This window comes from Pseudomonas sp. TAE6080, assembly GCF_018732265.1.
Classification (GTDB): Bacteria; Pseudomonadota; Gammaproteobacteria; order Pseudomonadales; family Pseudomonadaceae; genus Aquipseudomonas; species Aquipseudomonas brenneri.
The window spans coordinates 35,123-61,972 of the sequence record NZ_JAHIDY010000036.1 but is presented as its reverse complement, the minus strand read 5'-3'; the positions used below and the strand labels follow the sequence as shown (position 1 = coordinate 61,972).

Below are 26,850 nucleotides of genomic sequence, written 5' to 3'. Positions count from 1 at the left end.
ACACCTCGCTGTACATCCTCGGTGAAGACCTGTCGGCCAACCCGGTGGGGGTGGCGGGTGAGTTGCTGATCGGTGGCGATGGCCTGGCGCGGGGTTATTTCGAACGTCCGGCACTGACCGCCGAGCGCTTCCTGCCCAATCCGTATGGCGAGCCGGGCGGGCGTTTCTACCGTACCGGTGACCTGGCGCGGTATCGCGCGGACGGGGTGATCGACTACATCAGCCGGATCGACCATCAGGTGAAGATCCGTGGTTTCCGGATTGAACTGGGTGAGATCGAAGCACGTTTGCTGGAACACGCCGAGGTCCGCGAAGCGGTGGTGGTGGCCCAGGACGGTGCGCAAGGGCCGGTGCTGGTCAGCTACCTGGTGGCGCCCGAGGCGTCAGAAGACACCTTGCGCGAAGCGCTGAAACACAGCCTGCACCAACAACTGCCGGACTACATGGTGCCGCAGTACTGGCTGTTCATGGAGCGCCTGCCCCTGACGCCCAACGGCAAGCTGGACCGCAAGGCCCTGCCCAAGCCGGACGCCAGCCAGGTGCAGAAGACCTATGTGGCGCCGAGCACCGAACGGCAGCGGCAAGTGGCGCAGATCTGGCAAGCAGTGCTCAAGCTTGAGCAGGTAGGCCTGGCGGACAATTTCTTCGAACTGGGCGGGCACTCGTTGCTGGCTACCCAGGTCATGTCGCGGGTGCGGCAGTTGCTGAACGCTGAAGTACCGCTGCGTACGTTGTTTGAACACAGCACCTTGCAGGCCTTTGTCCAGGCCTTGGGTGAGGAACAGGCTTGTTCGGCACCGTCCTTGTTGCCTGTGCCTCGGGACCAGGTATTGCACCTGTCCTATGCCCAGGAGCGGCAGTGGTTCCTCTGGCAGTTGGAGCCGCAGAGCGTCGCCTACAACCTGCCTCTGGCCCTGCGTCTGCAAGGGCACTTGGACGTGCAGGCACTGGCGCGCAGCTTCAATCACCTGATTGCTCGCCATGAAATCCTGCGGACAGGGTTTGCGCAGAATGACCTGCAGGTGTTGCCGGTGATTCATGCCCAGGCCGACCTGCAACTGGAGGTGCAGGCGTTGGACAGCGTGGACGGGATCGATGCAGCGGTGGACGCCGAAGCTCATCGCCCATTCGACCTCAAACACGACGCCCTGCTGCGAGTGAAACTGCTGCGCCTTGGGGCTGACGAGCATGTCCTGATTCTCACCCAGCACCACATTGTCTCCGATGCCTGGTCGATGCAGGTGATGGTCGACGAACTGGTTGAAACCTATGCCGCCTACAGCCAGGGGCAAGCGCCGAGTCTGCCGGCACTGCCATTGCAGTACCTCGACTATGCGCAATGGCAGCGGCAGTGGATGGAAGACGGCGAACACGCACGGCAACTGGCCTACTGGACCGACAAGCTGGGCGGCGAGCAGCCCGTATTGGCACTGCCCACCGACCATCCACGGCCGAGTGTGCAGAGCTTTGCCGGCGCCAGCCAGGTGGTGACATTGCCGACCAGCCTGCTGCACTCACTCAAGGCCCTGGCCCAGCGTGAGCAGGTGACGCTGTTTATGCTGCTGCTGGCGTCGTTCCAGACGTTGCTGCACCGCTACAGTGGGCAAAACGACATTCGTGTCGGCGTGCCCATCGCCAACCGTAACCGGGTGGAGATCGAGCGTCTGATCGGCTTCTTCGTCAATACCCAGGTGCTCAAGGCCGAGGTGGACGGGCAGGGTACCTTCAGCGAGTTGCTCGGTCAGGTCAAACAGACCGCCCTGCAGGCCCAGGCCCACCAGGACCTGCCGTTCGAACAACTGGTGCAAGCGTTGCAGCCTACGCGCAGCCTGAGCCATAGCCCGCTGTTCCAGGTGATGTACAACCACCTCGACGAAGGCCGCAAAGGGGTCGATATTGCCTTGCCGGGCCTGAGCCTATCGGGGCTTGAAGCCCGCGGCCGCACGACACAGTTCGACCTGAGCCTGGAAACCTACGAGTCGCACGAGCAGTTGGTCGCGACCCTGACCTATGCGGTTGATCTGTTTACACCGCACAGCATGGAGCAACTGCTCGGCCACTGGCAGAACCTGCTGCACGCCCTTGTTGCCGACCCGACGCAGCGGGTTGGCGTGTTGCCGCTGCTGGCCGAGGCCCAGGCGCAACAGGTGCTGCTGGGCTGGAACCAGACCCAGGCCGAGTACCCGCTGCATCTGGGCGTTCACGAGTTGATCGAGGCGCAGGTCGAGCGCACGCCAGAGGCCACCGCCCTGGTGTTTGGCGACACACAATTGAGCTATGCCCAACTGGATGCCCGCGCCAACCAATGGGCCCAGCGCCTCAGCGGCCTGGGGGTTGGCACCGATGTGCTGGTCGGCGTGGCGGCGGAGCGTTCGCTGGAGATGGTGATTGGCTTGCTTGCCGTGCTCAAGGCCGGCGGCGCTTATGTCCCGCTCGATCCCGAGTATCCGCAGGAACGCCTGAGCTACATGATGCAAGACAGTGGTATCGGCCTGTTGTTGACCCAGGCTCACCTGCGCGAACAACTGCCGATTCCTCAAGGGGTGCAGTTGCTTGACCTCGGTGAGTCGGTGGCAACTTTCAGTACCGAGCGACTGCCGCGCGAGCTGGACCCGCAAAGCCTGGCGTATGTGATCTACACCTCCGGCTCCACCGGCCAACCCAAAGGTGCCGGCAACCGGCATGCTGCACTGACCAACCGTCTGTGCTGGATGCAGGAAGCCTATGCGCTGGATGCAACGGACGCGGTGTTGCAGAAAACCCCGTTCAGCTTTGACGTTTCGGTGTGGGAGTTCTTCTGGCCGCTGATGACCGGTGCGCGCTTGGTGGTGGCTGAGCCAGGCGCGCATCGTGATCCGGGCGCCCTGGTCGAACTGATCAATCAACACGCCGTGACCACACTGCACTTTGTGCCCTCGATGCTCCAGGCCTTCCTGCTGGACGCCCGCGCGGCCAGTTGCGCAGGCCTGCGCCAGGTGATTTGCAGCGGTGAAGCGTTGCCGGTGGAAGTTCAACAGCAGGTATTCAAACAACTGCCGCAGACCCGCGTGTACAACCTGTATGGCCCAACCGAAGCCGCCATCGACGTGACGCATTGGCAATGCGTCGATGAGGGACGCGACAGCGTGCCGATCGGTCAACCGATTGCCAACCTGGGCACCTATATCCTCGGCCCGGAGCTGGAACCGTTGCCCGTGGGTGTGGCGGGTGAGTTGTACCTGGGAGGCGAAGGCCTGGCTCGCGGTTACCACCGCCGCCCGGCGCTGACCGCCGAGCGTTTTGTGCCAAACCCGTATGGCACCGGGCGCTTGTACCGCACTGGTGACCTGGCGCGGCATCGGGCCAGCGGGGTGATCGAGTACCTCGGGCGTATCGACCATCAAGTGAAGATCCGTGGCCTGCGTATCGAGCTGGGTGAAATCGAAGCGCGCCTCATGGAGCAGCCGTCGGTGGTCGAGGCGGTGGTGATCGCGCAGGACGGGCCGACCGGCAAACGCCTGGTGGCGTACGTGGTGCCTGGCGATGCGCAACGGCTGCAGGGCAGCGAGCAGGATCAGTCCCGGTATGGCGCAGCGCTGGGCGCAAGCCTTTCGCGCAACCTGCCGGACTATATGGTGCCAGGGCAGTGGATCGTCCTGGAGCGGATGCCGTTGAGCCCCAATGGCAAGCTCGATCGCAAGGCCTTGCCCAAGGCCGATCCGGTGTTGGCACAACAGGTTTATCAGGCGCCGGAAACCGAGATTGAACAACAGATCGCCGAGATCTGGCAGGGCATCCTGCACATCGAGCGTATTGGCCTGGGCGACAACTTCTTTGATCTTGGAGGGCATTCATTGCTCGCGACACAGGCGGTCTCGCGCATCAACTCACAATTGGGCATCGACATTGCGCTGCGCCTGATCTTTGAAACGCCAACCCTTGCCGAGTTCGCCCAGGCGGTGCTCGAAAGCCGCTCGGCACTGAGCGAAGAAGGGCTGTCGGATATTGAAAAAATGATGGACCTGATGGAGGAGGCTTGAAATGGATAAGACTACCGCAGAGCGTATTGCCAAGCGTTTCATCGGCCTGGGTCTGGAGCAGCGGCGCCAGATCCTGGCGAAGATGAACGAGGCCAATAACAGCTTCAAGCTGTTGCCGATTGTCGCCAGTCGCCATGACGTGCCCCGCATTCCTTTGTCTTTTGCCCAGCAACGCCTGCTGTTTCTCTGGCAGATGGAGCCGCAGAGTTCGTTCTACAACGTGCCGCGTGCGGTGCGCCTCAAGGGTGAGCTGGACGAAAGCACATTGCGCCAGGCCTTTGATGCGTTGGTGCAGCGCCATGAAGTGCTGCGCACCCGCTTCGTATCTGAAGACGGTGCTTTCTATCAGGAAATTCACGATAGCGCGCCAGTGAACCTGCAATGCATCGACGTGCCCGCTGCGGCCCTGCAAGCGCAAGAGGCCGGGCTCAAGGCGCTGGTCGCCGAAGAGCTGGCGCAGCCCTTTGACCTGATCAACGGCCCGTTGCTGCGGGTCAAACTCTATCGTCTTGATGCCCGTGAACATGTGCTGGTGGTGACGGTGCATCACATCGTTTCCGATGGCTGGTCGAGCCAGTTGATGGTCGAGGAGTTTGTCCACCTGTATGACGCTATCGCCCACCAGCGTGAGTCCCAGTTGCCAGTATTGCCGATCCAGTACGCGGACTTCGCATTGTGGCAACGCAGTTGGATGGAGGCGGGTGAAAGCGAGCGCCAGCTGCAGTACTGGAAACAGATGCTGGGCGACGAGCAGCCGGTGCTGGCGTTGCCGTTGGACCGCGAGCGTCCACCGGTGCCGAGTTACCGGGGCGCGGCGTTCACCGCCGATTGCTCCAAGGCTTTGTCCCAGGCCCTGAAAAACCTTGGCGGCGAGCGCGGTTATACCTTGTTCATGCTGGTGCTGGCGGCGTTTTCGGTGGTGTTGGCGCGCCAGAGTGGGCAGCGCGACATCCGCGTCGGCGCGCCCAACGCTGGGCGCAATCGTAGTGAAACCGAAGGCCTGATCGGCTTCTTTATCAACACCCAGGTATTACGGGTCGAAGTCGATGAGCAGCAGAGCTTCGAGCAATTGCTGGCTCAGGTCAAAGAAGCCGTATTCGGTGCCCAGGCACATCAGGACTTGCCCTTCGAACAGTTGGTGGATGCCCTGGCGCCTGAGCGCAACCTGAGTCACAACCCTTTATTCCAGGTAAAAATCAACCAAAACCTGGCGGCCAGCGGCCTGGGCCAGAGCGGCCAGGGGAGTTTTTCCGCGCTGGGTATTGAAGCCTTCGAGATCGCGGAAAATGACGCGCGCTTCGACCTGGCGCTGGATTTCACCGACACTGAACAGGGGATCCAGATCAGCTTCAGTTACGCGACCGATCTGTTCGAGCGTCGCACCGTAGAGGCGATTGCCGAGTCGTTGCAGGCGGTATTGCAGGACATGGTTGCGGCGCCTGCTGCTCTGATTCATCAACGGCCTGCCGTGGCCGGGGTGGCTGGCGAAGAGGTTGCGCAAGATTTTGCGCACAAGCATTTCCTGGCGTTGTGGCAAGCCAACGGGCAAACCCGTGGAGATGCCGGCGCCGTGCGCTGCGAGCAGGAACTCATCAGTTTTGCCGAGCTGGAGCAGCAGTCCAACCGTCTGGCCCGGCACTTGCTCGATCAAGGTTTGCGCAGTGGCGAGGTAGTGGCCCTGGCATTGGAGCGCAGCGTGGCCTGGACCGTAGGCCTGCTGGCTGTACTCAAGGCCGGTGGCGTCTACTTGCCGCTGGATGTGCAACAACCTGCCGAGCGCTTGCAGCAGGTGCTCAGTTGCAGTGGCGCGGCCTGGCTATTGCGCACGGCGGGGGACCTGCGTATCGATTGCCAGTGCCGGGTGCTTGACTATGACGAGGCGCAGTTTGCCGCGTGCAACGCTGCCCCGCTGAACCTTGAAGTAGCCCCCGAGCAACCGGCCTACCTGATCTTCACCTCGGGTTCCACCGGTCAGCCCAAGGGTGTACTGGTTAGCCATCAGGCGTTGGGCAACTACGTGCAAGCGGTTTTGCAGCGCCTGCGCCTGCCGACCGATGCCAGCCTGGCGATGATCTCCACCCTCGCGGCGGACCTGGGGCACACCATGCTGTTTGCGGCGCTGGCCAGCGGGCGCCTGTTGCATCTGGTGCCGCAGGCCTATGCGTTCGATCCGGACCGTTTCGCCCGCTACATGAGCGAGCACCGGGTCGGTGCGCTGAAGGTCGTGCCCAGCCATTTGCACAGCCTGTTGCAGGCCGGCAACCCGGCAGGTGTCCTGCCGGCCCATGTGCTGGTGTTGGGGGGCGAGACGTGTCCCTGGTCATTGGTGCAACAGGTGGCGCAGTTGGCACCGGATTGCCGGATCATCAACCATTACGGCCCGACAGAAACCACGGTCGGCGTATTGACCCATGAAGTCACCGGTGAGCGGCCCGCGACCCTGAGCGTGCCCGTCGGTCAACCGCTGGCCAATACCCGCGCACGCCTGCTGGATGCCTATCTCAACCCGGTCGCAGGACGAGTGGCGGGTGAACTGTATCTGGGCGGTGCCGGTGTGGCTCAGGGTTACCTGAATCAGCCTGGGTTGACCGCTGAGCGTTTCGTCCCGGACCCACAAGGGGGCACGGGGGAGCGGGTGTACCGCACCGGTGACCGGGCGCGCAGTGTCGACGGCGTGCTGGAGTTTCTCGGTCGCGGCGACGATCAGGTGAAAATCCGTGGCTATCGGGTTGAACCTGGTGAGATCCAGCAAATTTTGCGGCAATTGGATGGCGTGCAAGATGCAGCAGTGCTGGCGTTGCCGATGGAAAGCGATGCCGGGCGTTTGCAATTGGTTGCCTACTGCGTACTGGCATCAACGACCACTACCGATGCCGAACGACTGACCCGAGAGTTGCAGGGATTGTTGCCGGATTACATGGTGCCGGCGCGGATTATTGTGCTCGAACGCTTGCCACTGACGGCCAACGGTAAACTGGATCGCCAGGCCCTGCCGCTTCCGGATGCACAGGCTCAAGCCTACGTGGCCCCCAGCAATGAGCTGGAGCAAGTGCTGGCCGAAGTCTGGGCGCAGGTGCTCAAGCTTGAACAGGTAGGCATTGGCGATAACTTTTTTGAACTGGGCGGCGATTCGATTCTCAGCCTGCAAATCATTGCCCGTGCCAAGCGTCGTGGCATCAAGCTGACCCCCAAGCAGTTGTTCGAAAAACAGACCATTGCCCAGTTGGCGCAAGTGGCCAAATGGGTGGAGGTCAAGGCCCCGGCGGCGCCGACCAGCACCCAGCAGGTCAGTGGAGCCCAAGCACTGTTGCCGATCCAGGCACGTTTTTTTGCCATGGATATTCCCCAGCGTCATCACTGGAACCAGTCGATCCTGCTGCACCCTCATGCCCGTCTGGATGTGGCCGCGTTGAGCCAGGCATTGCAAGCCTTGTACGCACAGCACGATGCGCTACGCCTCGCATTCACGCGACAAGGCGAGCAATGGCGCGCCGACTATCAGGCCAGCGTGCCTGGTGAGTTGCTGTGGACGCCGCCGGCCCTGGCGGCGGCTGATGAGGTCCAGGCCTTGGCCGATCAGGCCCAGCGCAGCTTGAACCTGGAACAAGGCGTGTTGCTGCGTGCGGTATTGATGGAGCTGCCCGAGGGGCAACAACGCCTGCTGCTGGTGATTCATCACACCGTGGTGGATGGGGTGTCCTGGCGGGTGTTGCTGGAAGATTTGCAAAGCGCCTACACCCAGGCGGCTCGCGGTGAGCCGGTCAAACTGGCAGACAAGGGGGCTTCGCTGCAAGCCTGGGGCGAGCGTTTGCAGGGCTATGCCCGGAGCGATGAGCTCAAGGCCCAGTTGCGTTATTGGCAGGATTGCTTGCAGGGCTGCGCGGTGGACTTGCCCCGTGACAACCCGGACGGCGGCTTGAGCCTGTCTCAAACCCATGGAGTATCGACCCGCCTGGACCAGGCAACGACGCACAAACTGCTGAAGGTCGCGCCAGCGGCCTACCGGACCCAGGTCAATGACTTGTTGCTGACCGCCCTGGCCCGCGTGCTGTGCCGCTGGAGTCAACAGCCTGCAGTGGCTATCCAGTTGGAGGGGCACGGCCGTGAAGCCTTGTTCGATGAACTGGACATTTCCCGGACAATGGGCTGGTTCACCAGTTTGTTCCCGGTGAAGCTGACTCCGGCCACCGAGTTCGATGCTTCGATCAAGCAAGTCAAGGAACAACTGCGCCAAGTGCCAAACAAAGGCGTTGGCTACGGCCTGCTGCGTTACTGCGCTGATGCCGCCAGCCAGGCGGCATTGGCGACCCTTGGTGAACCGCGTATTACCTTTAACTATCTGGGCCAGTTCGACGGCGACTTTGCCGCCGACCAGGGCGCGTTGTTTGTGCCGGCGCCGGAATCCGACGGCGCCGCACGCAGTGAGCTGGGGGAGTTGAGCAACTGGCTGAGCATCAACGGCCAGGTATACGGCGGCGAACTGCAACTGAACTGGACGTTCAGTACCGGCATGTATCACCCGCACACGGTGCAGGCGTTGGCCGACGATTACGCGGCTGAGCTGGCGGCGTTGATCGAGCATTGCAGCAGCGCGCAGCACAGTGGCGTGACGCCGTCGGACTTCAACCTGGTGAGTTTCACCCAGGCGCAACTGGAGCGGTTGCCAGTGGCGCCACAGGACATCGTCGACCTCTACCCGTTGTCGCCCATGCAGCAGGGGATTTTGTTTCACAACCTGCATGAGCCGGATGGTCCGGCCTACACCAACCAGTTGCGGGTCGACATCCAGCAACTGGATGCCGAGCGTTTTCGCGCAGCCTGGCAGCAGACCCTGGACGCCCACGACATTTTGCGCACGGCGTTTGTCTGGCCAGCGCAGATGAGTGCGCCGGTGCAGATCGTACTGGGTAGCGTGCCCATGCCTCTGGTGATTCACGACTGGCAGGGCCGGGCGAATCTTGAGCCGGCCCTTGATCAGTTGGCCCATGAGGATCTGCAAGCCGGCTTCGAGCTTGATCGTGCGCCGTTACTACGGGTAATCCTGGTGCGTACCGGTGTCAGTACTTATCACCTGATTTACACCAGCCATCACATTCTGATGGACGGCTGGAGTACCTCGCAGCTGTTTGGCGAGGTACTCCAGCGTTACGCCGGGCAGGCGCCGGTTGCCGCACAGGGGCGTTATCGCGATTACATCGAGTGGTTGAGCTTGCGTGATGTCCAGGCCAGCCAAGGGTTCTGGCGTGAGGCCCTGGGTAACTTGCAGGAGCCGACTCGCCTGGCTGACGCCGTGGGGCCGCAACAGAGACTGGGCAATGGTTATGCGGACCATGAGCATCTATTCAGCGCCGAGCTGACCGCGCAGTTGAACGGCTTTGCCCGTGAGCAAAAAGTCACCCTCAACACCTTGATGCAGTCCGCCTGGCTGTTGCTGTTGCAGCGCTATACCGGCCAGGCCACGGTTGCCTTCGGTGCCACGGTGGCAGGGCGACCGATGGACTTGCCTGGGGTCGAGCAGCAGATTGGCCTGTTTATCAACACCTTGCCAGTGGTTGCCACGCCGTCGCCGCAACTGACCGTGGCGCAGTGGATCCAGCAAGTCCAGGACCTTAACCTGGCCTTGCGTGAACACGAACACACACCGCTGTATGACATTCAAAGCTGGGCCGGACTGGGGGCTGGCCCGTTGTTCGACAGTATCCTGGTGTTCGAGAACTACCCGATGTCCGAAGCCTTGCAGCAAGGGCAGGGAAGTGGCCTGGTGTTCTCGCCGATTCGTCGTCAGGAGCAAACCAACTACCCGCTGACCCTGGTGGCTGTGGCGGGTCGCGAGTTGGCCCTGGGTTGCAGTTTTGACCAAGCCTGTTTCGATGCGGCGAGTATCCGGCGTTTGGCCGAGCAACTGGAGCACCTGATGGGCCAGTTCGTGGCTGATGCCAGCCAGCCGCTGGGAATGCTGGAGTTGTTGCGCACAGACCAGCGCCAGGTCGCATTGGCTTGGGGGCAGTCGCCGGGGCGTGTCGTGATTGCTACGAGTGTGGTCGAGCAAATCGAAGCCCAGGTACGACGTGATCCGCAAGCGCTGGCGATGCTGTTTGGCGAGGAGCAACTGGATTACGCCAGCCTTGATGCCCGTGCCAATCAGTTGGCGCACAAGTTGCGAGCGCTGGGTGTTGGCCCGGAAGTTCGGGTGGGTGTCTGCCTGCGTCGTACCCCGCAGATGATCATCAGCCTGCTGGCGATTCTCAAGGCGGGTGGGGCTTATGTGCCGCTGGATCCGGAGTACCCGCAGGAACGTTTGCTGCACATGCTCGACGATAGCCACGCCACCGTCGTGCTGACCGAAACGCCGTTGCGCGATGTACTGCCCGCGGTGTTGCAGGCGCAGGTATTGTTGGTCGATCAAGGGCCGCAATGGCTGCACGACTGGCCGCAGACCTGCCCGGCGTCGCAGACCTGCGCGGCCAACCTGGCTTATGTGATTTACACCTCCGGCTCCACCGGCAAGCCCAAGGGCGTGGCCATCACCCATGGCAATGTCACGGCACTGGTCCAGTGGTCGCTGGCGACCTATCCGCGCGAAGCCCTGCAAGGCGTGTTGGCCTCGACTTCAATCTGCTTCGACCTGTCGGTGTGGGAGATCTTCGTCACCCTGGCCGGCGGTGGTTTCATGGTGCTCGCGGACAACGCTCTGGCCTTGCCTGAGTTACCGGCACGCGAGCGTGTACGGTTGATCAATACCGTGCCATCGGCGATTGCCGCCTTGCAGCGGGCCGGGCAGATTCCGGCCTCGGTGCAAACCATCAACCTGGCGGGCGAGCCGCTCAAGCAGGCGCTGGTCGACAGCTTGTACGCCAGCACGGCGGTGGAACGCGTCTATGACCTGTACGGGCCATCGGAAGACACCACCTATTCGACCTTCACCCTGCGTGTGCCGGGTGGCCAGGCGAATATCGGGCGACCGCTGGAAAATACCACGGCCTACTTGTTGGACTCGCAGTTGCAAACCTTGCCAGCGGGCGTTGCGGCTGAGTTGTACCTGGCAGGCGCCGGGGTCACTCGCGGTTATTTGATGCGTCCGGGGCTGACTGCCGAGCGTTATGTACCTGACCCGTTTTCCACGGGGGGGGAGCGGCTGTACCGCAGCGGTGATCTGGTACGCCAGGGCGCAGACGGTGACATCGAGTACATCGGGCGAGCCGATCACCAAGTGAAGATCCGCGGTTTCCGCATTGAGCTGAGCGAAGTCGAAGCCCATCTGCTGGCACATCCTGCGGTGTGCGAGGCGGTGGTGCTGACTCAGGACGGCGCTGGCGGCAAGCAGTTGCTGGCGTATGTGGTGGCTGAACCGGAGGCTGGCGACCAGCCCGATCTGCTGGACAGTCTGCGCAGCCGTCTGGCGACCAGCCTGCCGGCGCACATGGTGCCAAGCCATTTGCATCTGATCGGCGCCTTGCCCTTGACACCCAATGGCAAGCTCGACCGCAAAGTCCTGCTGGCACTGGGCGGCAACCCGCGGCAACTGGCTTACGAAGCGCCGCGCACCGACTTGCAATGGGAGGTGGCGACTATCTGGCAGGAAGTACTGGAAGTCGAGCGGGTTGGTCTGAACGATAGTTTCTTCCATCTCGGCGGTCATTCGTTGTTGGCGACTTTGGTGGTCACGCGGATCAGCGAACGCCTGGGTGACCAGGTACCGCTCAAGGAGTTGTTTGCCGCAGATACCCTGGAACAGTTCTGTGATCGCATCGAAGCCCTGCGCGCCGATTTGTCGCCGGTTCAGGATGAATTGGCTAAATCTCTGGAGGCCCTCAAACGTCTATCTCTCGATGATCTTGAAAAACTGATTTCTTGAGTGAGGACAACGCGTGCAAGAGTTAATCGAGTCGGTAGGGAAACTTTCGGCCAAACAAAGAAAGGCGCTGGCAGTTCTGCTCAAACAGAAAGGCCTGAACCTTTTCACGATTGCCCCGGTTTTCCAGCGCGCGGCCGAAGAACCGTTGTTGCTGTCCTATGCCCAGCAACGGCAGTGGTTCCTCTGGCAGTGGGCGCCGCAGAGCACGGCCTATAACATCCCCACGGCCCTGCGACTCAAGGGCCGGCTGGATGTCGCTGCGTTGCAACGCAGCATCGAGGCCCTGGTCGATCGACACGAAAGCTTGCGCAGCGTGTTTACTCAACAAGATGATCAGCCCTTGCAAGTGGTCCTGCCAGCAGGGCCTTTTGCACTGGATGTCGATGAACTGCACCTGCCGCAGGGGGAGGCTCTGGAAGCGTACTTGCAGGCATTTGTCGAACAAGAAACAGGCAAACTCTTTGATTTGCAGGCGGGCCCGCTGATGCGCGCACGTCTGCTGCGTCTGGCTGCTGACGACCATGTGTTGGTGGTGACCTTGCACCACATCATCTCCGATGGCTGGTCGATGCAGGTCATGGTCGAGGAACTGGTGCAGTTTTATGCCGGCTTCAGCCAGGGCCAAACAGTGCAATTGCCGGCGTTGACGATCCAGTACCCCGACTATGCGCAATGGCAGCGCCAGTGGATGGAGGCGGGTGAGCAGGAGCGGCAACTGGCCTACTGGCAAGACAAGCTTGGCGGCGAACAGCCGGTGCTCGAATTACCCACCGACTTCCCACGGCCGGCGCTGCAGAGTTTTGCTGGGGCCAGTTGTCGCCTGATTCTTGATGAGGCGCTCGCTGAAAGCCTCAAAACCCTGGCCAAGCGGGAAAACACTACGCTGTTCGTGCTGTTGCTGGCGTCATTCCAGGTGCTGTTGCACCGTTACAGTGGTCAGGAAGACATTCGCGTCGGTGTGCCAGTGGCCAATCGTGGTCGCGCTGAAATCGAGCGGTTGATCGGCTTTTTCGTCAATACCCAGGTGCTCAAGGCTGATATCGATGGCCAGGGCTCGTTCATCGAGTTGCTGCGCCAGGTTCGCCAGACCGCGCAGGATGCCCAGGCCCATCAGGATCTGCCCTTCGAGCAACTGGTGGAAGCGCTGCAGCCAGGCCGCAGCCTGAGCCACAGCCCGTTGTTCCAGGTGATGTTCAACCACCAGGCCGAAAGCCGCAGCGATGCGCAAACCGGCCTGAGCGAATTGCACGTTGAACGCCTGGAATGGCAAAGCCAGACCGCCCAGTTCGACTTGGTGCTTAACACGGTCGAGCATGCCCATGGCATCGAAGCGGTGCTCAAGTACGCCACGGATCTGTTCGACGCCAGCACCATCGAGCGCCTGGCGCAACACTGGCAGCACCTGTTGCAGGCAGTGGTGGCTGACCCTACGCAACGTATTGCGCAATTGCCGTTGCTGGCCACGTCGGACGAGCGTGTGATCCTCGAAGACTGGAACCGCACCGCCGCAGCGTACCCGGCCGGGCAGTGCATCCAGCAGTTGATCGAAGAACAGGCGGCGCGCACCCCAGAAGCGGTGGCGCTGGTGTTTGCCGAACAGCAACTGAGCTACGCCGAACTCAACACCCGCGCCAACCAGTGGGCGCACCGCCTGCTGGAACTGGGCGTCGGCCCGGACGTGCTGGTGGGCGTGGCGGTTGAGCGTTCGCTGGAAATGGTCGTCGGTTTGCTGGCGGTGCTCAAGGCCGGTGGCGCCTATGTGCCGCTGGACCCGGAGTACCCGCAGGATCGCCTGGACTACATGATCGAAGACAGCGGCCTCAAGCTGCTGCTGAGCCAGGCTCATCTGGCCTTGCCAATCCCGGCTCACGTACAGGCGTTGGACCTGGGCCAGGCCCTGAGCGGCTACAGCAGCGCAAACCCACAGGTGACGCTGGACCCGGAAAACCTCGCCTATGCGATCTACACCTCCGGCTCCACCGGCAAGCCCAAGGGCGTGATGGTGCGCCATGGCGCGCTGACCAACTTCATTGTCAGCATGGCCGCCGCGCCGGGGATCGGTGCGCAGGACCGCCTGCTGTCGCTGACCACGTTCTCTTTCGACATCTTCGGCCTGGAGCTGTACACGCCATTGATGGTCGGCGGGCGTGTGGTCCTGGCCAGCCAGGACACCCAGCGTGATCCGGAACTGATCCTGCAACAGGTGCAAGCGCAGGGCATCACGCTGCTGCAAGCCACGCCGTCGACCTGGCGCATGCTGCTGGAAAGCCCTAACGCGGGCGCCCTGGCGGGTCGTCGCTTGCTGTGCGGCGGCGAAGCGCTGGCCGATGAACTGGCAGTGCGCATGACGGCCCAGGGTGCGCAAACCTGGAACCTCTATGGCCCGACCGAAACCACTATCTGGTCGGCCTTGCAGCCGTTGAGCAGCGAACACAGCCACCCGTACCTGGGCAAGGCGATCCACAACACCTCGCTGTACATCCTCGGTGAAGACCTGTCGGCCAACCCGGTGGGGGTGGCGGGTGAGTTGCTGATCGGTGGCGATGGCCTGGCGCGGGGTTATTTCGAACGTCCGGCACTGACCGCCGAGCGCTTTCTGCCCAATCCATATGGCGAGCCGGGCGGGCGTTTCTACCGTACCGGCGACCTGGCGCGGTATCGCGCGGACGGGGTGATCGACTACATCAGCCGGATCGACCATCAGGTGAAGATCCGTGGTTTCCGGATTGAACTGGGTGAGATCGAAGCGCGTTTGCTGGAACACACCGAGGTCCGCGAAGCGGTGGTGGTGGCCCAGGACGGTGCGCAAGGGCCGGTGCTGGTCAGCTACCTGGTGGCGCCCGAGGCGTCAGAAGACAGCTTGCGCGAAGCGCTGAAACACAGCCTGCACCAACAACTGCCGGACTACATGGTGCCGCAGTACTGGCTGTTCATGGAGCGCCTACCCCTGACGCCCAACGGCAAGCTGGACCGCAAGGCCCTGCCCAAGCCGGACGCCAGCCAGGTGCAGAAGACCTATGTGGCGCCGAGCACCGAACGGCAGCGGCAAGTGGCGCAGATCTGGCAAGACGTGCTCAAGCTTACGCAGGTGGGCCTGACGGACAATTTCTTCGAACTGGGCGGGCACTCGTTGCTGGCTACCCAGGTCATGTCGAGGGTGCGGCAGTTGTTGAACGCTGAAGTGCCGCTGCGTACGTTGTTTGAACACAGCACCTTGCAGGCCTTTGTCCAGGCCCTGGAACCAGATGCTTCGGGCCAGGAACCGCTGTTACAAGCCCCCGCGTTGATTCGGATCGGGCGCGATCAATCTCTACCACTGTCCTATGCCCAGGAGCGTCAATGGTTCCTTTGGCAATTGGACCCGGACAGCGCCGCTTACCATATTCCGACGGCGCTGCGCCTGCGTGGCACTCTGGATGTCGCTGCGCTGGAGCGCAGTTTCAACGCGCTGCTGGCGCGTCATGAGAGCCTGCGCACACAGTTCATCGAAGAAGGCGGGGGCACCGTGCAGGTGGTTCAGCCCGAGATGAAGCTGACTCTCGCCGTCGAACCCTTCGGTCCGACAGCAGATTTCGATACGCGGCTCAAGGCCCGGGTCGACCAGGAAATAAGCCAACTGTTCAATCTGCATCAAGGTCCGTTGTTGCGGGCCAAATTGTTGCAATTGGCGGCCGACGACTACGTGCTGATCGTGACTCAACACCACATCGTCTCCGACCGTTGGTCGATGAAAGTGACTGTGGATGAGTTGATTGAACTGTATGCCGGTTACAGCCAGGGCCAGGACGTGCAACTGCCGGCCTTGCCGATCCAATACGCCGACTACGCACTGTGGCAGCGCCAGTGGATGGACAGCGGCGAGCGCGAGCGTCAACTGGCATATTGGTTGGAGCAACTGGGCGGTGAGCAGCCCGTGCTGGAGTTGCCGACCGATCATCCGCGTCCGGCCCAGCAGAGTTACCGTGGCGCGCAAGTACAGATCCCGTTGAGCGCAGAGCTGGGCGCGGCGTTGAAACAGTTGGCCCAGCGCGAACAGGTCACGCTGTTTATGCTGTTGCTGGCGTCGTTCCAGGCTTTGTTGCACCGCTACAGCGGGCAAAACGATATTCGCGTCGGCGTGCCCATCGCCAACCGTAACCGGTTGGAGACCGAGCGCCTGATTGGCTTCTTCGTCAATACCCAGGTGCTCAAGGCTGAGTTCAGCGAGGGCTTGTCGTTTCGCGACTTCCTGGGCCAGGTGCGCCGTTCCGCGCTGGCCGGCCAGGCCTGGCAGGACCTGCCGTTCGAGCAGTTGGTCGATCGCTTGCAGCCCGAGCGCAGCCTGAGCCATAACCCGTTGTTCCAGGTGATGTTCAACCATCAGAGCCAGGACCCCCAGCACCTGAGCACCCGCATTCGGCTGGACGCGTTGCATGTCGAAGGTTTGAGCTGGGAGAGCGCCACGGCGCAATTCGACCTGACCTTGAACACCTTCGAATCCGAGGACGGGGTGTCGGCGTCCTTGATTTACGCGACTGACCTGTTCGAGGCCGCGAGCATCGAGCGCCTGGCCTTGCATTGGCAAACCCTGTTGCAGGGGATCGTCAGTGACCCGCAGCAGTCGGTGGCCGAGCTGCCGCTACTGAGCATCCGCGAAGCGCAGTTGATCACTCACGATTGGAATGCCAACGGTTCGACCTTTGCCGATCAGCCAGGTATCCAGCAGCTGATCGAAGCGCGCGCCAAGCAACAGCCGGATGCCTTGGCCCTGGTGGCGGGCGAGCAAACCCTGAGTTACGCCCAGCTCAATGCGCGGGCCAACCAGTTGGCGCACCGGCTGATCGAGCTGGGTATTGCGGCGGAAGTCCGGGTGGGCGTGGCGATGCCGCGCTCCAGCGAGTTGGTGATTGCCTTGCTGGCGGTACTCAAGACCGGTGGCGCCTATGTGCCGCTGGACCCGGATTACCCGCAGGACCGTGTGGCCTACATGCTTGAAGACAGCCAGGCCAAGGTCTTGCTGACCCAGGCCAGCCTGTTGGAGCAACTGCCGCAGGGTAATGCCCAGGTCATGCTGGTGGAGGCCGGTGGCGACGCGTTTGCCGGGTATCCGCAGCACAACCCGGGGCACCGTGGGCAGTCGTCGAACCTGGCCTATGTGATTTACACCTCCGGCTCCACGGGCAAGCCGAAGGGTGTGGCGATTGCCCACCGTAACGTGCTGGCGCTGATCCACTGGTCGCAGCAGGTGTACAGCCAGGATGACCTGCAAGGTGTCCTGGCCTCGACGTCCGTGTGTTTCGACCTGTCGGTGTGGGAGATTTTTGTCACCCTGGCCAGTGGCGGCTCAATCGTCATGGCACGCAATGCCCTGGAGCTGCCTGACCTGGCGGCCCGGGATCAAGTGCGCCTGATCAACACCGTGCCGTCGGCGATTGCCGCCCTGCAACGGGCCGGGCAGATTCCCGCGAGTGTGCGCATCATCAACCTGGCCGGTGAACCGCTGAAGCAGTCGTTGGTAGAGGTTCTCTATGCGCAGCCCACGGTGGAGCATGTCTACGACTTGTACGGTCCATCGGAAGACACTACCTATTCGACCTGGACCCGGCGCGCCATCGGGGCGTCGGCCAATATTGGCCGGCCCCTGGACAACACCGCCAGCTACTTGCTGGACCAACAGCTGCAAACGGTACCGATAGGCGTCGCCGCCGAGCTGTATCTGGCGGGCGAGGGTATCACCCGTGGCTACCTGTTCCGTCCAGGCCTGACGGCCGAACGTTATGTGCCCAACCCATTCTCGACCACGGGCGAGCGTCTGTACCGTACCGGCGACCTGACCCGTTACCGCGCCGATGGCGTGATCGAATACGTGGGGCGTATCGACCATCAGGTCAAGGTGCGTGGCTTCCGTATCGAACTGGGTGAAATCGAGGCGCGGTTGCTGGCCCTTGAGTCCGTGCGCGAAGGCGTGGTGTTGGCAATCGAAGGGGCCAGCGGTCAGCAACTGGTGGCCTATCTGGTGGCCTCCGCCAGTGCCAGCGAAGGGGCGGCAGCCCTGGGCGAGACGATCAAGGCGCAGCTCAAGGAGCACTTGCCGGAGTACATGGTGCCGGCGCACGTGGTGTTCCTCGACCAGTTGCCGCTGACCCCCAATGGCAAGCTCGACCGCAAGGCTTTGCCGGTGCCAGACCTGACCCAGAACCTGCGGGCTTATCTCGCCCCGGGCAATGCCCTGGAGCGCCAGCTTGTGGCGATCTGGCAGGACATCCTCAAGCTTGAGCAGGTCGGTGTCACGGATAACTTCTTTACCCTGGGTGGCGACTCGATCATTTCGATCCAAGTGGTCAGCCGGGCGCGCCAGGTGGGTATTCGCTTTACCCCTAAAGATCTGTTTCAGCAACAAACAGTCCAGCGCCTGGCGAGGGTGGCTGAGGTCGGCGAACCGCATGGGCTCGTTGAACAAGGCCCGGTCAGCGGGGCCTGCGCCCTGTTACCGGTGCAGCAGTGGTTCTTTGAGCAGGCAATCCCCGAGCGTCAGCGCTGGAACCAATCGGTGTTGCTCAAGCCGTTGAACCCTCTGGATCCGCAACGCCTTGAACAGGCATTGCAGGCACTGATCAGTCATCACGACGGCTTGCGCCTGAGCTTTGACCCACAGAGCCTGACGGCAAGCTATCGCTCCCTGGAGCAACAGCAGCTGTTGCCCGCGCCGCTCTGGCACAAAACGGTGGCTGACCTGGGCGAGCTTGAATGGCTTGCCGACCAGGCTCAGGGCAGTCTCGGCCTGGAGCACGGGCCGCTATTGCGTGCGGTGCTCTTCGAATTGCCCGGAGGCGAGCAACGCCTGTTGTTAGTGGTGCACCATTTGGTGGTGGACGGTGTGTCCTGGCGCATCCTGCTGGAGGACCTGCAAGAGGCTTATAGGCAGCTGTTGGCAGGGCAGGTGATCACGTTCGGCCTCAAGACGGTGTCATTCAAGCGCTGGGTCGAGCACTTGCAGGTTCATGGCCAGAGCGCCGCTTTACTGCAACAGTTGCCGTACTGGCAAGCCCAGGGGCTGGCCGATGCCGCACAACTGCCTTGCGACAACCCGCAAGGCTCACTGCAAAACTGTCATGCCCAGACTGTCTATACGCGATTGAACTCAACCCTGACCCGTCAGTTGTTGCAGGACACGGCCGTGGCCTACCGGACCCAGATCAACGACCTGCTGTTGGCTGCGTTGGCGCGGGTGATCTGCCGCTGGACCGGGCAGGACTCAACGCTGATTCAGCTTGAGGGGCATGGTCGTGAGGAGTTGTTTGAACAGTTGGACTTGACCCGCACCCTGGGCTGGTTCACCAGTATGTTCCCGGTCAATCTGACGCCAGCTGACGCTATCGCCGATTCGATCAAGCAGATCAAGGAGCAACTGCGTGCGGTACCCGATCGCGGGATCGGTTTTGGCCTGTTGCGTTACCTGGGCGATGAGCCGACGCGCCAGGCCCTGAGCCAACAAGCAGTGCCGCGCATTACCTTTAACTACCTGGGGCAGTTCGACGGCAGTTTCGATGCCGAGGACGGTGTGCTGTTTGTTCCGGCCTCTGAAACCAAAGGCGCCGAGCACAGCCCGCTGGCGTCATTGGGCAATTGGTTGTCGCTCAATGGCCAGGTGTATGGCGGTGAGTTGAGCCTGGGTTGGACCTTCAGTGAGCAGATGTTCAGTGAGCCGGTGATTCAGCGCCTGGCCGATGAGTACGCCCGTGAACTTGAGCAACTGATCGAGCATTGTTGCCAGTCCCGGCATCGTGGCCTGACACCCTCGGATTTCCCGCTGGCGACTTTGACCCAGCAGCAACTGGACGAATTGCCGGCCAGTGCTGGTGCGATTGAGGATGTGTATGCCTTGTCGCCGATGCAGCGCGGCATGTTGTTCCATACCCTGTATGAGCCTCAGGGTGGCAGTTACACCAACCAGGTGCGGCTGGATGTCGAGGGGCTTGATCCGCAACGTTTTCTGGCCGCCTGGCAAGCCACAATGGATGCTCGCGATGTACTGCGCACCAGTTTTGTCTGGCAGGGCAGCCTGGAGCAACCGGTGCAGGTGGTTCACCCACACGTCAGCGTGCCGTTCACGGTATTGGACTGGCAAGGTCGCGCCGATCTCATGGCGCAGTTGGACGCCCGAGCCTTGGCTGAGCGTGCGCAGGGCTTTGATTTGACGCAGGCACCGTTATTGCGTCTGGTGCTGATACGCGTCGATGCACTGCGTTATCACCTGATCTACACCAACCATCACATCCTCATGGATGGCTGGAGCGCTTCGCAATTGATGGGGGAGGTGTTGCAGCGCTACAGCGGTGAAACGCTGGCGTTGAATGCCGGCCGCTATCGTGACTACATCCAGTGGCTGCAACGCCAGGATGCCGAGGCCAGCGAGCGATTCTGGAAAGAGCAACTGCTGGCGCTCAATGAGCCGACCCATTTGGCCCGTGCTATCGCACACACACCCGTCGCTGGTTCGCAGGCGCTCTATGGCGAACAGCGCCAAGTTGTGGACGAACCTACCACCCAACGTCTGCGCAGCCTGGCCCAGGCTCACAAAGTCACCCTCAACACCTTGGTCCAGGCGGCCTGGCTGTTGCTGTTGAAGCGTTATACCGGTCAATCGAGCGTGGCGTTCGGGGCTACTGTGTCCGGGCGGCCAGCCGACCTCAAGGGCGTCGAACAACAGATCGGCCTGTTCATCAATACGCTGCCGGTGATTGCCAGCCCACAACCTGAACAAAGCCTGGAAAGCTGGTTGCACAGTGTGCAGCAGTTGAACCTGCGCCTGCGTGAGTACGAATACACGCCGTTGTTCGACATCCAGCGCTGGGCCGCGCAGGACGGCGGTGACCTGTTCGACAGCCTGCTGGTGTTCGAGAACTACCCGGTGTCCGAGGTGCTGCAGCAGGAAGCGCCCAAGGAACTGGTGTTCAAGAACGTCAGTTATTTCGAGCGGACCAACTACCCGTTGACCGTGATGATCGGTGTGGGGCAGACCCTGGCGTTCAACTTCAGCTACCAGTGTGCGCACTTTGCGGCCTCGACCATCGTTCAGGTGAGTGAGCAACTGCTGGCAGTGCTCGAACAGATGCTTGAGGTAGCGGCGGACAGTCCGCTGGGCGAGCTCAAGCTGTTTGAGACCAGCCAGCAGCAAATGCTGCATGACTGGAACCGCACCGCCGCAGCTTACCCAGCCGGGCAGTGCATCCAGCAGTTGATCGAAGAACAGGCGGCGCGCACCCCTGATGCGGTGGCGCTGGTGTTTGCCGAACAGCAACTGAGCTACGCCGAACTCAACACCCGCGCCAACCAGTGGGCGCACCGCCTGCTGGAACTGGGCGTCGGCCCGGACGTGCTGGTGGGCGTGGCGGTTGAGCGTTCGCTGGAAATGGTCGTCGGTTTGCTGGCGGTGCTCAAGGCCGGTGGCGCCTATGTGCCGCTGGACCCGGAATACCCGCAGGACCGCCTGGGCTACATGATCGAAGACAGCGGCCTCAAGCTGCTGCTGAGCCAGGCTCATCTGGCCTTGCCAATCCCGGCTCACGTACAGGCGTTGGACCTGGGCCAGGCCCTGAGCGGCTACAGCAGCGCAAACCCACAGGTGGCGTTGGACCCGGAAAACCTCGCCTATGCGATCTACACCTCCGGCTCCACCGGCAAGCCCAAGGGCGTGATGGTGCGCCATGGCGCGCTGACCAACTTCATTGTCAGCATGGCTGCCGCGCCGGGGATCGGTGCGCAGGATCGCCTGCTGTCGCTGACCACGTTCTCCTTCGATATCTTCGGCCTGGAGCTGTACACGCCATTGATGGTCGGCGGGCGTGTGGTCCTGGCCAGCCAGGACACCCAGCGTGATCCGGAACTGATCCTGCAACAGGTGCAAGCGCAGGGCATCACGCTGCTGCAAGCCACGCCATCGACCTGGCGCATGCTGCTGGAAAGCCCTAACGCGGGCGCCCTGGCGGGTCGTCGCTTGCTGTGCGGCGGCGAAGCGCTGGCCGATGAACTGGCAGTGCGCATGACGGCCCTGGGTGCGCAAACCTGGAACCTCTATGGCCCGACCGAAACCACTATCTGGTCGGCCTTGCAGCCGTTGAGCAGCGAACACAGCCACCCGTACCTGGGCAAGGCGATCCACAACACCTCGCTGTACATCCTCGGTGAAGACCTGTCGGCCAACCCGGTGGGGGTGGCCGGTGAGTTGCTGATCGGTGGCGATGGCCTGGCGCGGGGTTATTTCGAACGTCCGGCATTGACCGTCGAGCGCTTCCTGCCCAATCCGTATGGCGAGCCGGGCGGGCGTTTCTACCGTACCGGCGACCTGGCGCGGTATCGCGCGGACGGGGTGATCGACTACATCAGCCGGATCGACCATCAGGTGAAGATCCGTGGTTTCCGGATTGAACTGGGGGAGATCGAAGCACGTTTGCTGGAGCAGGTCAGTGTCGTCGAGGCTGTGGTGGTTGCCGTTCCCGGCCCCACCGGGCCGCGCCTGGTAGGTTATGTGGTCCCACAGGACCGCTTGTTGCCGGCGGCCGAACAGCCGCGCCAGGCGGATTTCGTCAGCCAGTTGAGCGAGCAATTAAGCATCCACCTGGCCGACTACATGGTGCCATCCTCCCTGGTACTGCTTGAGCGTATGCCGTTGACCCCCAACGGCAAGCTGGACCGCAAGGCGCTGCCAGTGCCGGATCAGGCACTGGCCCAACAGGCTTTCGTCGCGCCGGGCAGTGAGGTCGAACGTATCCTGGCCGATATCTGGCAAGACGTGCTGGGGCTCCGTCAGGTCGGGGTAACGGATAACTTCTTTGCCTTGGGTGGCGACTCCATCAGTTCGATCCAGGTAGTCAGCCGCGCCCGTCAGGCCGGCCTTGAGTTGAGCCCAAGGGATATTTTCCAGCACCGTAGCGTTGAGGTCCTGGCCCGGCATATCCGTTGGGCGGTACCGGCGGTTGCTGCTGATAGCGCGCTCGGTGAACAACCGTTGCACGGGCTTAGTGATGAACAGTTGCATGGCCTGGGGCTGCCTTTGGCGCGGGTCGAGCATCTGTATCCCTTGTCGCCAATGCAGCAGGGTATGTTGTTCCTGGGCCTGAACGCGCCAGATGCAGAGCTCTACATCAACCAGTTGAGCATTGCGGTGCAGGGGCTGGATGTGGAGCGCTTCAAACGCGCCTGGGGTGCGGCCTGCGAGCGCCATGCCATATTGCGCACCGGCTTTGTCTGGCAAGGCCTGGAACAACCGCTGCAATTTGTCATGGACTGTCTTGAGCTGCCAATGGTCGAGTTGGACCTGCAAGGTGCCCACGACTTGCCCCAACGCCTGGAGCAACTGGCCCGCGATGAGCGTGAGCGTGGGTTCGATCTGGAGCGCCCGCCGTTGCAGCGCATTGTCCTGGCCCGTCTGGGTGCGGACAGCTACCAGATGGTCTGGACCTATCACCACTTGCTGATCGATGGCTGGAGCGTGTCGCAACTGTTGGGTGAAATCTTGCAGCACTACTCGGGCGTAGCGTTGCCGGATCCTGTGGCTTATCGCAACTACATCGCGTGGCTGCGCCAGCAAGACCCGCAGGCCAGCCAGGCGTTCTGGAGCCAGCAGTTGGTCCGCCTGGACGAGCCGACCTACCTGGCCAATGCGTTTGCAGGCAAGCAGCGCGGCCAAGGTCATCATGCGCTTTACAGCCGGCTGGGTGAGGCTGCGACCGAGCGCTTGAAGGGGTTTGCGCAAACCCAGCACGTCACGCTCAATACCCTGGTGCAGGCCGCTTGGCTGATGTTGCTCAGTCGCTACAGTGGCCAGAGCAGCGTGGCTTTCGGCGCCACTGTCGCCGGGCGTCCTGCGCAACTGGCCGATTCCGAACGCATGCTGGGGTTGTTCATCAACACCTTGCCCGTGATTCAAGTGATCGACCCGTCGCGCCAACTGGGGGACTGGTTACGCGACATTCAGGATTACAACCTGCAACTGCGTGAGCGCGAATACACGCCGTTGTCCGATGTTCAGCGCTGGGCCGGGCAGAGTGGCCAGGGCTTGTTCGACAGCATTATCGTGTTCGAAAACCATCCGGTCGATCAGGCCCTCAACGCAGTCAACGATCCACTGCTGCGCTTTGGCGATACCGGCAGTTATGGACGCACTAACATTCCGATGGACCTGATGGTGACGCTTGAGGACGGCTTGGTCATCGAGTACATGTACTTGCAGGAGCATTTCGACGAAGCCTCGGTACAGAGCATTCGCCGCAACATGGAAGGGCTGCTGGAACAACTGGCCAGCAATGCGCTTCAGCCTTTGGGCAATATCGGTCTGCCTGAGGCTCTGGTTGGTGAGGTGCAGCCAGCCGAGCGTGAGTTCGATGGCCTGTATGTTCACCAGCGTATTGCCCAGTATGCCGCTCGTACACCGCAGCAGCCCGCGGTGCTGTTTGGTGAGACGGTGTATTCCTACGCCGAACTGGACGCAGCCGCCAACCGCCTGGCTCACCTCTTGGTCGCCGAAGGCGTGGGGCCGGAAGTGCGAGTGGGCGTGGCCATGCCACGCGGCCAGTCGCTGATCGTGGCCTTGCTTGCGGTATTCAAGGCCGGTGGCGCCTATGTGCCGCTGGACACCGGCTATCCAAAGGACCGTCTGACCTACTTGATGGAAGACTCAGGGATTGCCTTGCTGCTTACCGATACCTCGTTGCGCGAGACATTACCAGCGTTGGCGCACGTGCGCGTGCTGGAACTCGATCAATTGGACCTCGCTGACCAGCCCGTGACAGACCCACAGGTGCGGTTGCAAGCGCAAAACCTGGCCTACGTGATCTACACCTCGGGATCCACCGGCCTGCCCAAAGGCGTGGCAGTGGCACATGGTCCGCTGGCCATGCATTGCCGGGCGATTGGCGAGCGTTACACCATGAGCCCTGAGGACTGCGAATTGCTGTTTATGTCCTTTGCCTTCGACGGTGCCCATGAGCGTTGGCTGACCACGCTGACTCACGGTGGGCGCCTGCTGATTCGCGATGACAACCTGTGGACGCCGGAACAGACCTTTGAGGCCTTGCACCAGCATGGCGTAACAGTCGCGGCGTTCCCGCCGGTTTATCTGCAACAGTTGGCCGAGCACGCCGAGCGTGAAGGTAACCCACCGGCGGTGCGTATCTACTGCTTTGGTGGTGATGCGGTACCGCAAGCCAGCCTGGCGCTGGCGCAACGCGCCTTGCAGCCCCAGTTCATCATTAACGGCTACGGCCCGACCGAAACCGTGGTCACTCCGCTGATCTGGAAGGCGGGGCCAGACGACACCTGCGGCGCGGCTTACGCGCCGATTGGCAGCAAGGTTGGTGCACGCAGCACCTATGTACTGGACAGCGACCTGAACCCATTGCCCAAAGGCGCAGCGGGTGAGTTGTACCTGGGCGGCTATGGCATGGCCCGGGGTTACCTGGACCGTGCGGGACTGACGGCCGAGCGTTTTGTCCTCGATCCGTTCAGCCTCGACGGTGGGCGCTTGTACCGCACCGGCGACCTGGTGCGCGAACGCCAGGATGGCGTCTTCGATTATCTGGGGCGCATCGACAATCAGGTGAAAATCCGCGGATTCCGTATCGAACTGGGCGAGATCGAATCGCGTCTCAAGGGCTGTGCCGGGGTGCGGGATGCCGTGGTGGTCGCCCGCGAGGGTGGCAGCGGCAAGCAATTGGTCGGGTATGTGGTGGCCCAGGACAGTGGCGTTGACAGCGGTTGGTGCGACCGCCTGCGCGAACAACTCAGAGGCGAGTTGCCGGATTACATGGTGCCCGCGCACTTGATGGTGCTGGAGCGTATGCCGTTGACCCCCAATGGCAAGCTCGACCGCAAAGGCCTGCCAGACCCTGATGTCAATCAACAGCAGCGCGGTTATGTAGCACCGCGTACCGAGCTGGAGAAAGCCCTGGCGCAGATCTGGCAGACCGTACTCAAGGTCGAGCAGGTCGGGCTGGGCGACAACTTCTTCGAGCTGGGTGGCGACTCGATCCTAAGCCTGCAAGTCGTGGCCAAGTCGCGTGCGCTGAAGGTGCATGGCTTCAGTCTGAAACTGCGTGACCTGATGCAAAAACCGACGATTGGCGAACTGACCGGCAGTGGTGAAGCACCGGCGCTTGCGGCAAAACCTATGTCGATACTGACGATGAATCAAGCCGAGACTGAGCCGGCCCCCTTGTTCTGTGTACACGCAGGGTTTGGCACGGTATTTGATTACGAGCCCGTAGCGCGGCTGTTAGCCGGGCGCCGCTCGGTGCAGGCGATTCAGTGCCGGATGCTGCTTGACGCCAACTGGCAGGACTCGTCGCTGGAGCGCATGGCCGTGGATTACGTCGATGACCTGCGCGCCCGACAACCCCATGGGCCATACCATTTGCTGGGCTGGTCCCTGGGCGGGACGCTGGCGATATTGATGACGGCAGAGCTGGAGCGTCAGGGCCAGCAGGTCGAGTTCCTTGGTCTGATGGACAGTTTCGTTCCGGGCACCGAGCCTGCTGGCGAGATGGATGACGGCCTGGAGGATCTGCATTCGTTTATCCAGGTGATGATGCCTGGCGTGCAGGCGATACTGCCGGTCACCCTGGATGAAACCCCGGCGGGCTTGCGTCAACTGTTCGCTGGCTTGCTGGCGCAGCAGACGGTCGCTGTGGGCTCGCTGTCCCAGGTGTTGGGGGCGGATGAGCTGGGGCATATCTTCAGCGTGGCTCGGCGTCTCAAGCGTTTGTCCCTGGCGCTGGCCCGTTGCCCGCAGATTCAGGCAGCACCTCATTGCTGGTGGGCCGCAGGCCATGAAGCGGCTGCCCAGGCACTAGGCCTGCAAATAGGCCAGGACGCTGCCGGGCCGAGTTTGTCTTGCGGGCACTTCGAAGTCCCTCGCAATTCGCGTTTCCTTGAAAGCCTGGATCAGGCACTTACCCGGTTGCTGACCCCAATCAGCGCTTGAACCTGAACCTGGCCGGG

At 62.0% G+C, this 26,850-nt stretch carries 3 protein-coding genes; all 3 read left to right on the top strand.

The window, feature by feature from the left end; genetic code table 11:
• Window positions 1-4,019, top strand: a 4,019-nt coding sequence (locus KL786_RS22930; protein ID WP_353844681.1) for a non-ribosomal peptide synthetase, incomplete at its 5' end; no start/stop codon positions are given.
• A 1-nt stretch (window position 4,020) separates the two neighbouring features.
• The gene (locus KL786_RS22925) at window positions 4,021-11,874 is read left to right on the top strand and encodes a non-ribosomal peptide synthetase (RefSeq protein ID WP_215519062.1); all 7,854 of its coding nucleotides are present in this window, start codon (window positions 4,021-4,023) and stop codon (window positions 11,872-11,874) included.
• A gap of 13 nt (window positions 11,875-11,887) precedes the next feature.
• Window positions 11,888-26,833 (top strand): non-ribosomal peptide synthase/polyketide synthase, encoded by a 14,946-nt coding sequence (locus KL786_RS22920; protein ID WP_215519061.1) that lies wholly within the window; start codon window positions 11,888-11,890, stop codon window positions 26,831-26,833.
• Window positions 26,834-26,850: the final 17 nt, after the last annotated feature.

What these genes read in the sequence shown, in the direction of transcription:
- KL786_RS22925 (WP_215519062.1), top strand. Translation starts at nt 4,021, where the DNA reads ATGGATAAGACTACCGCAGAGCGTATTGCCAAGCGTTTCATCGGCCTG.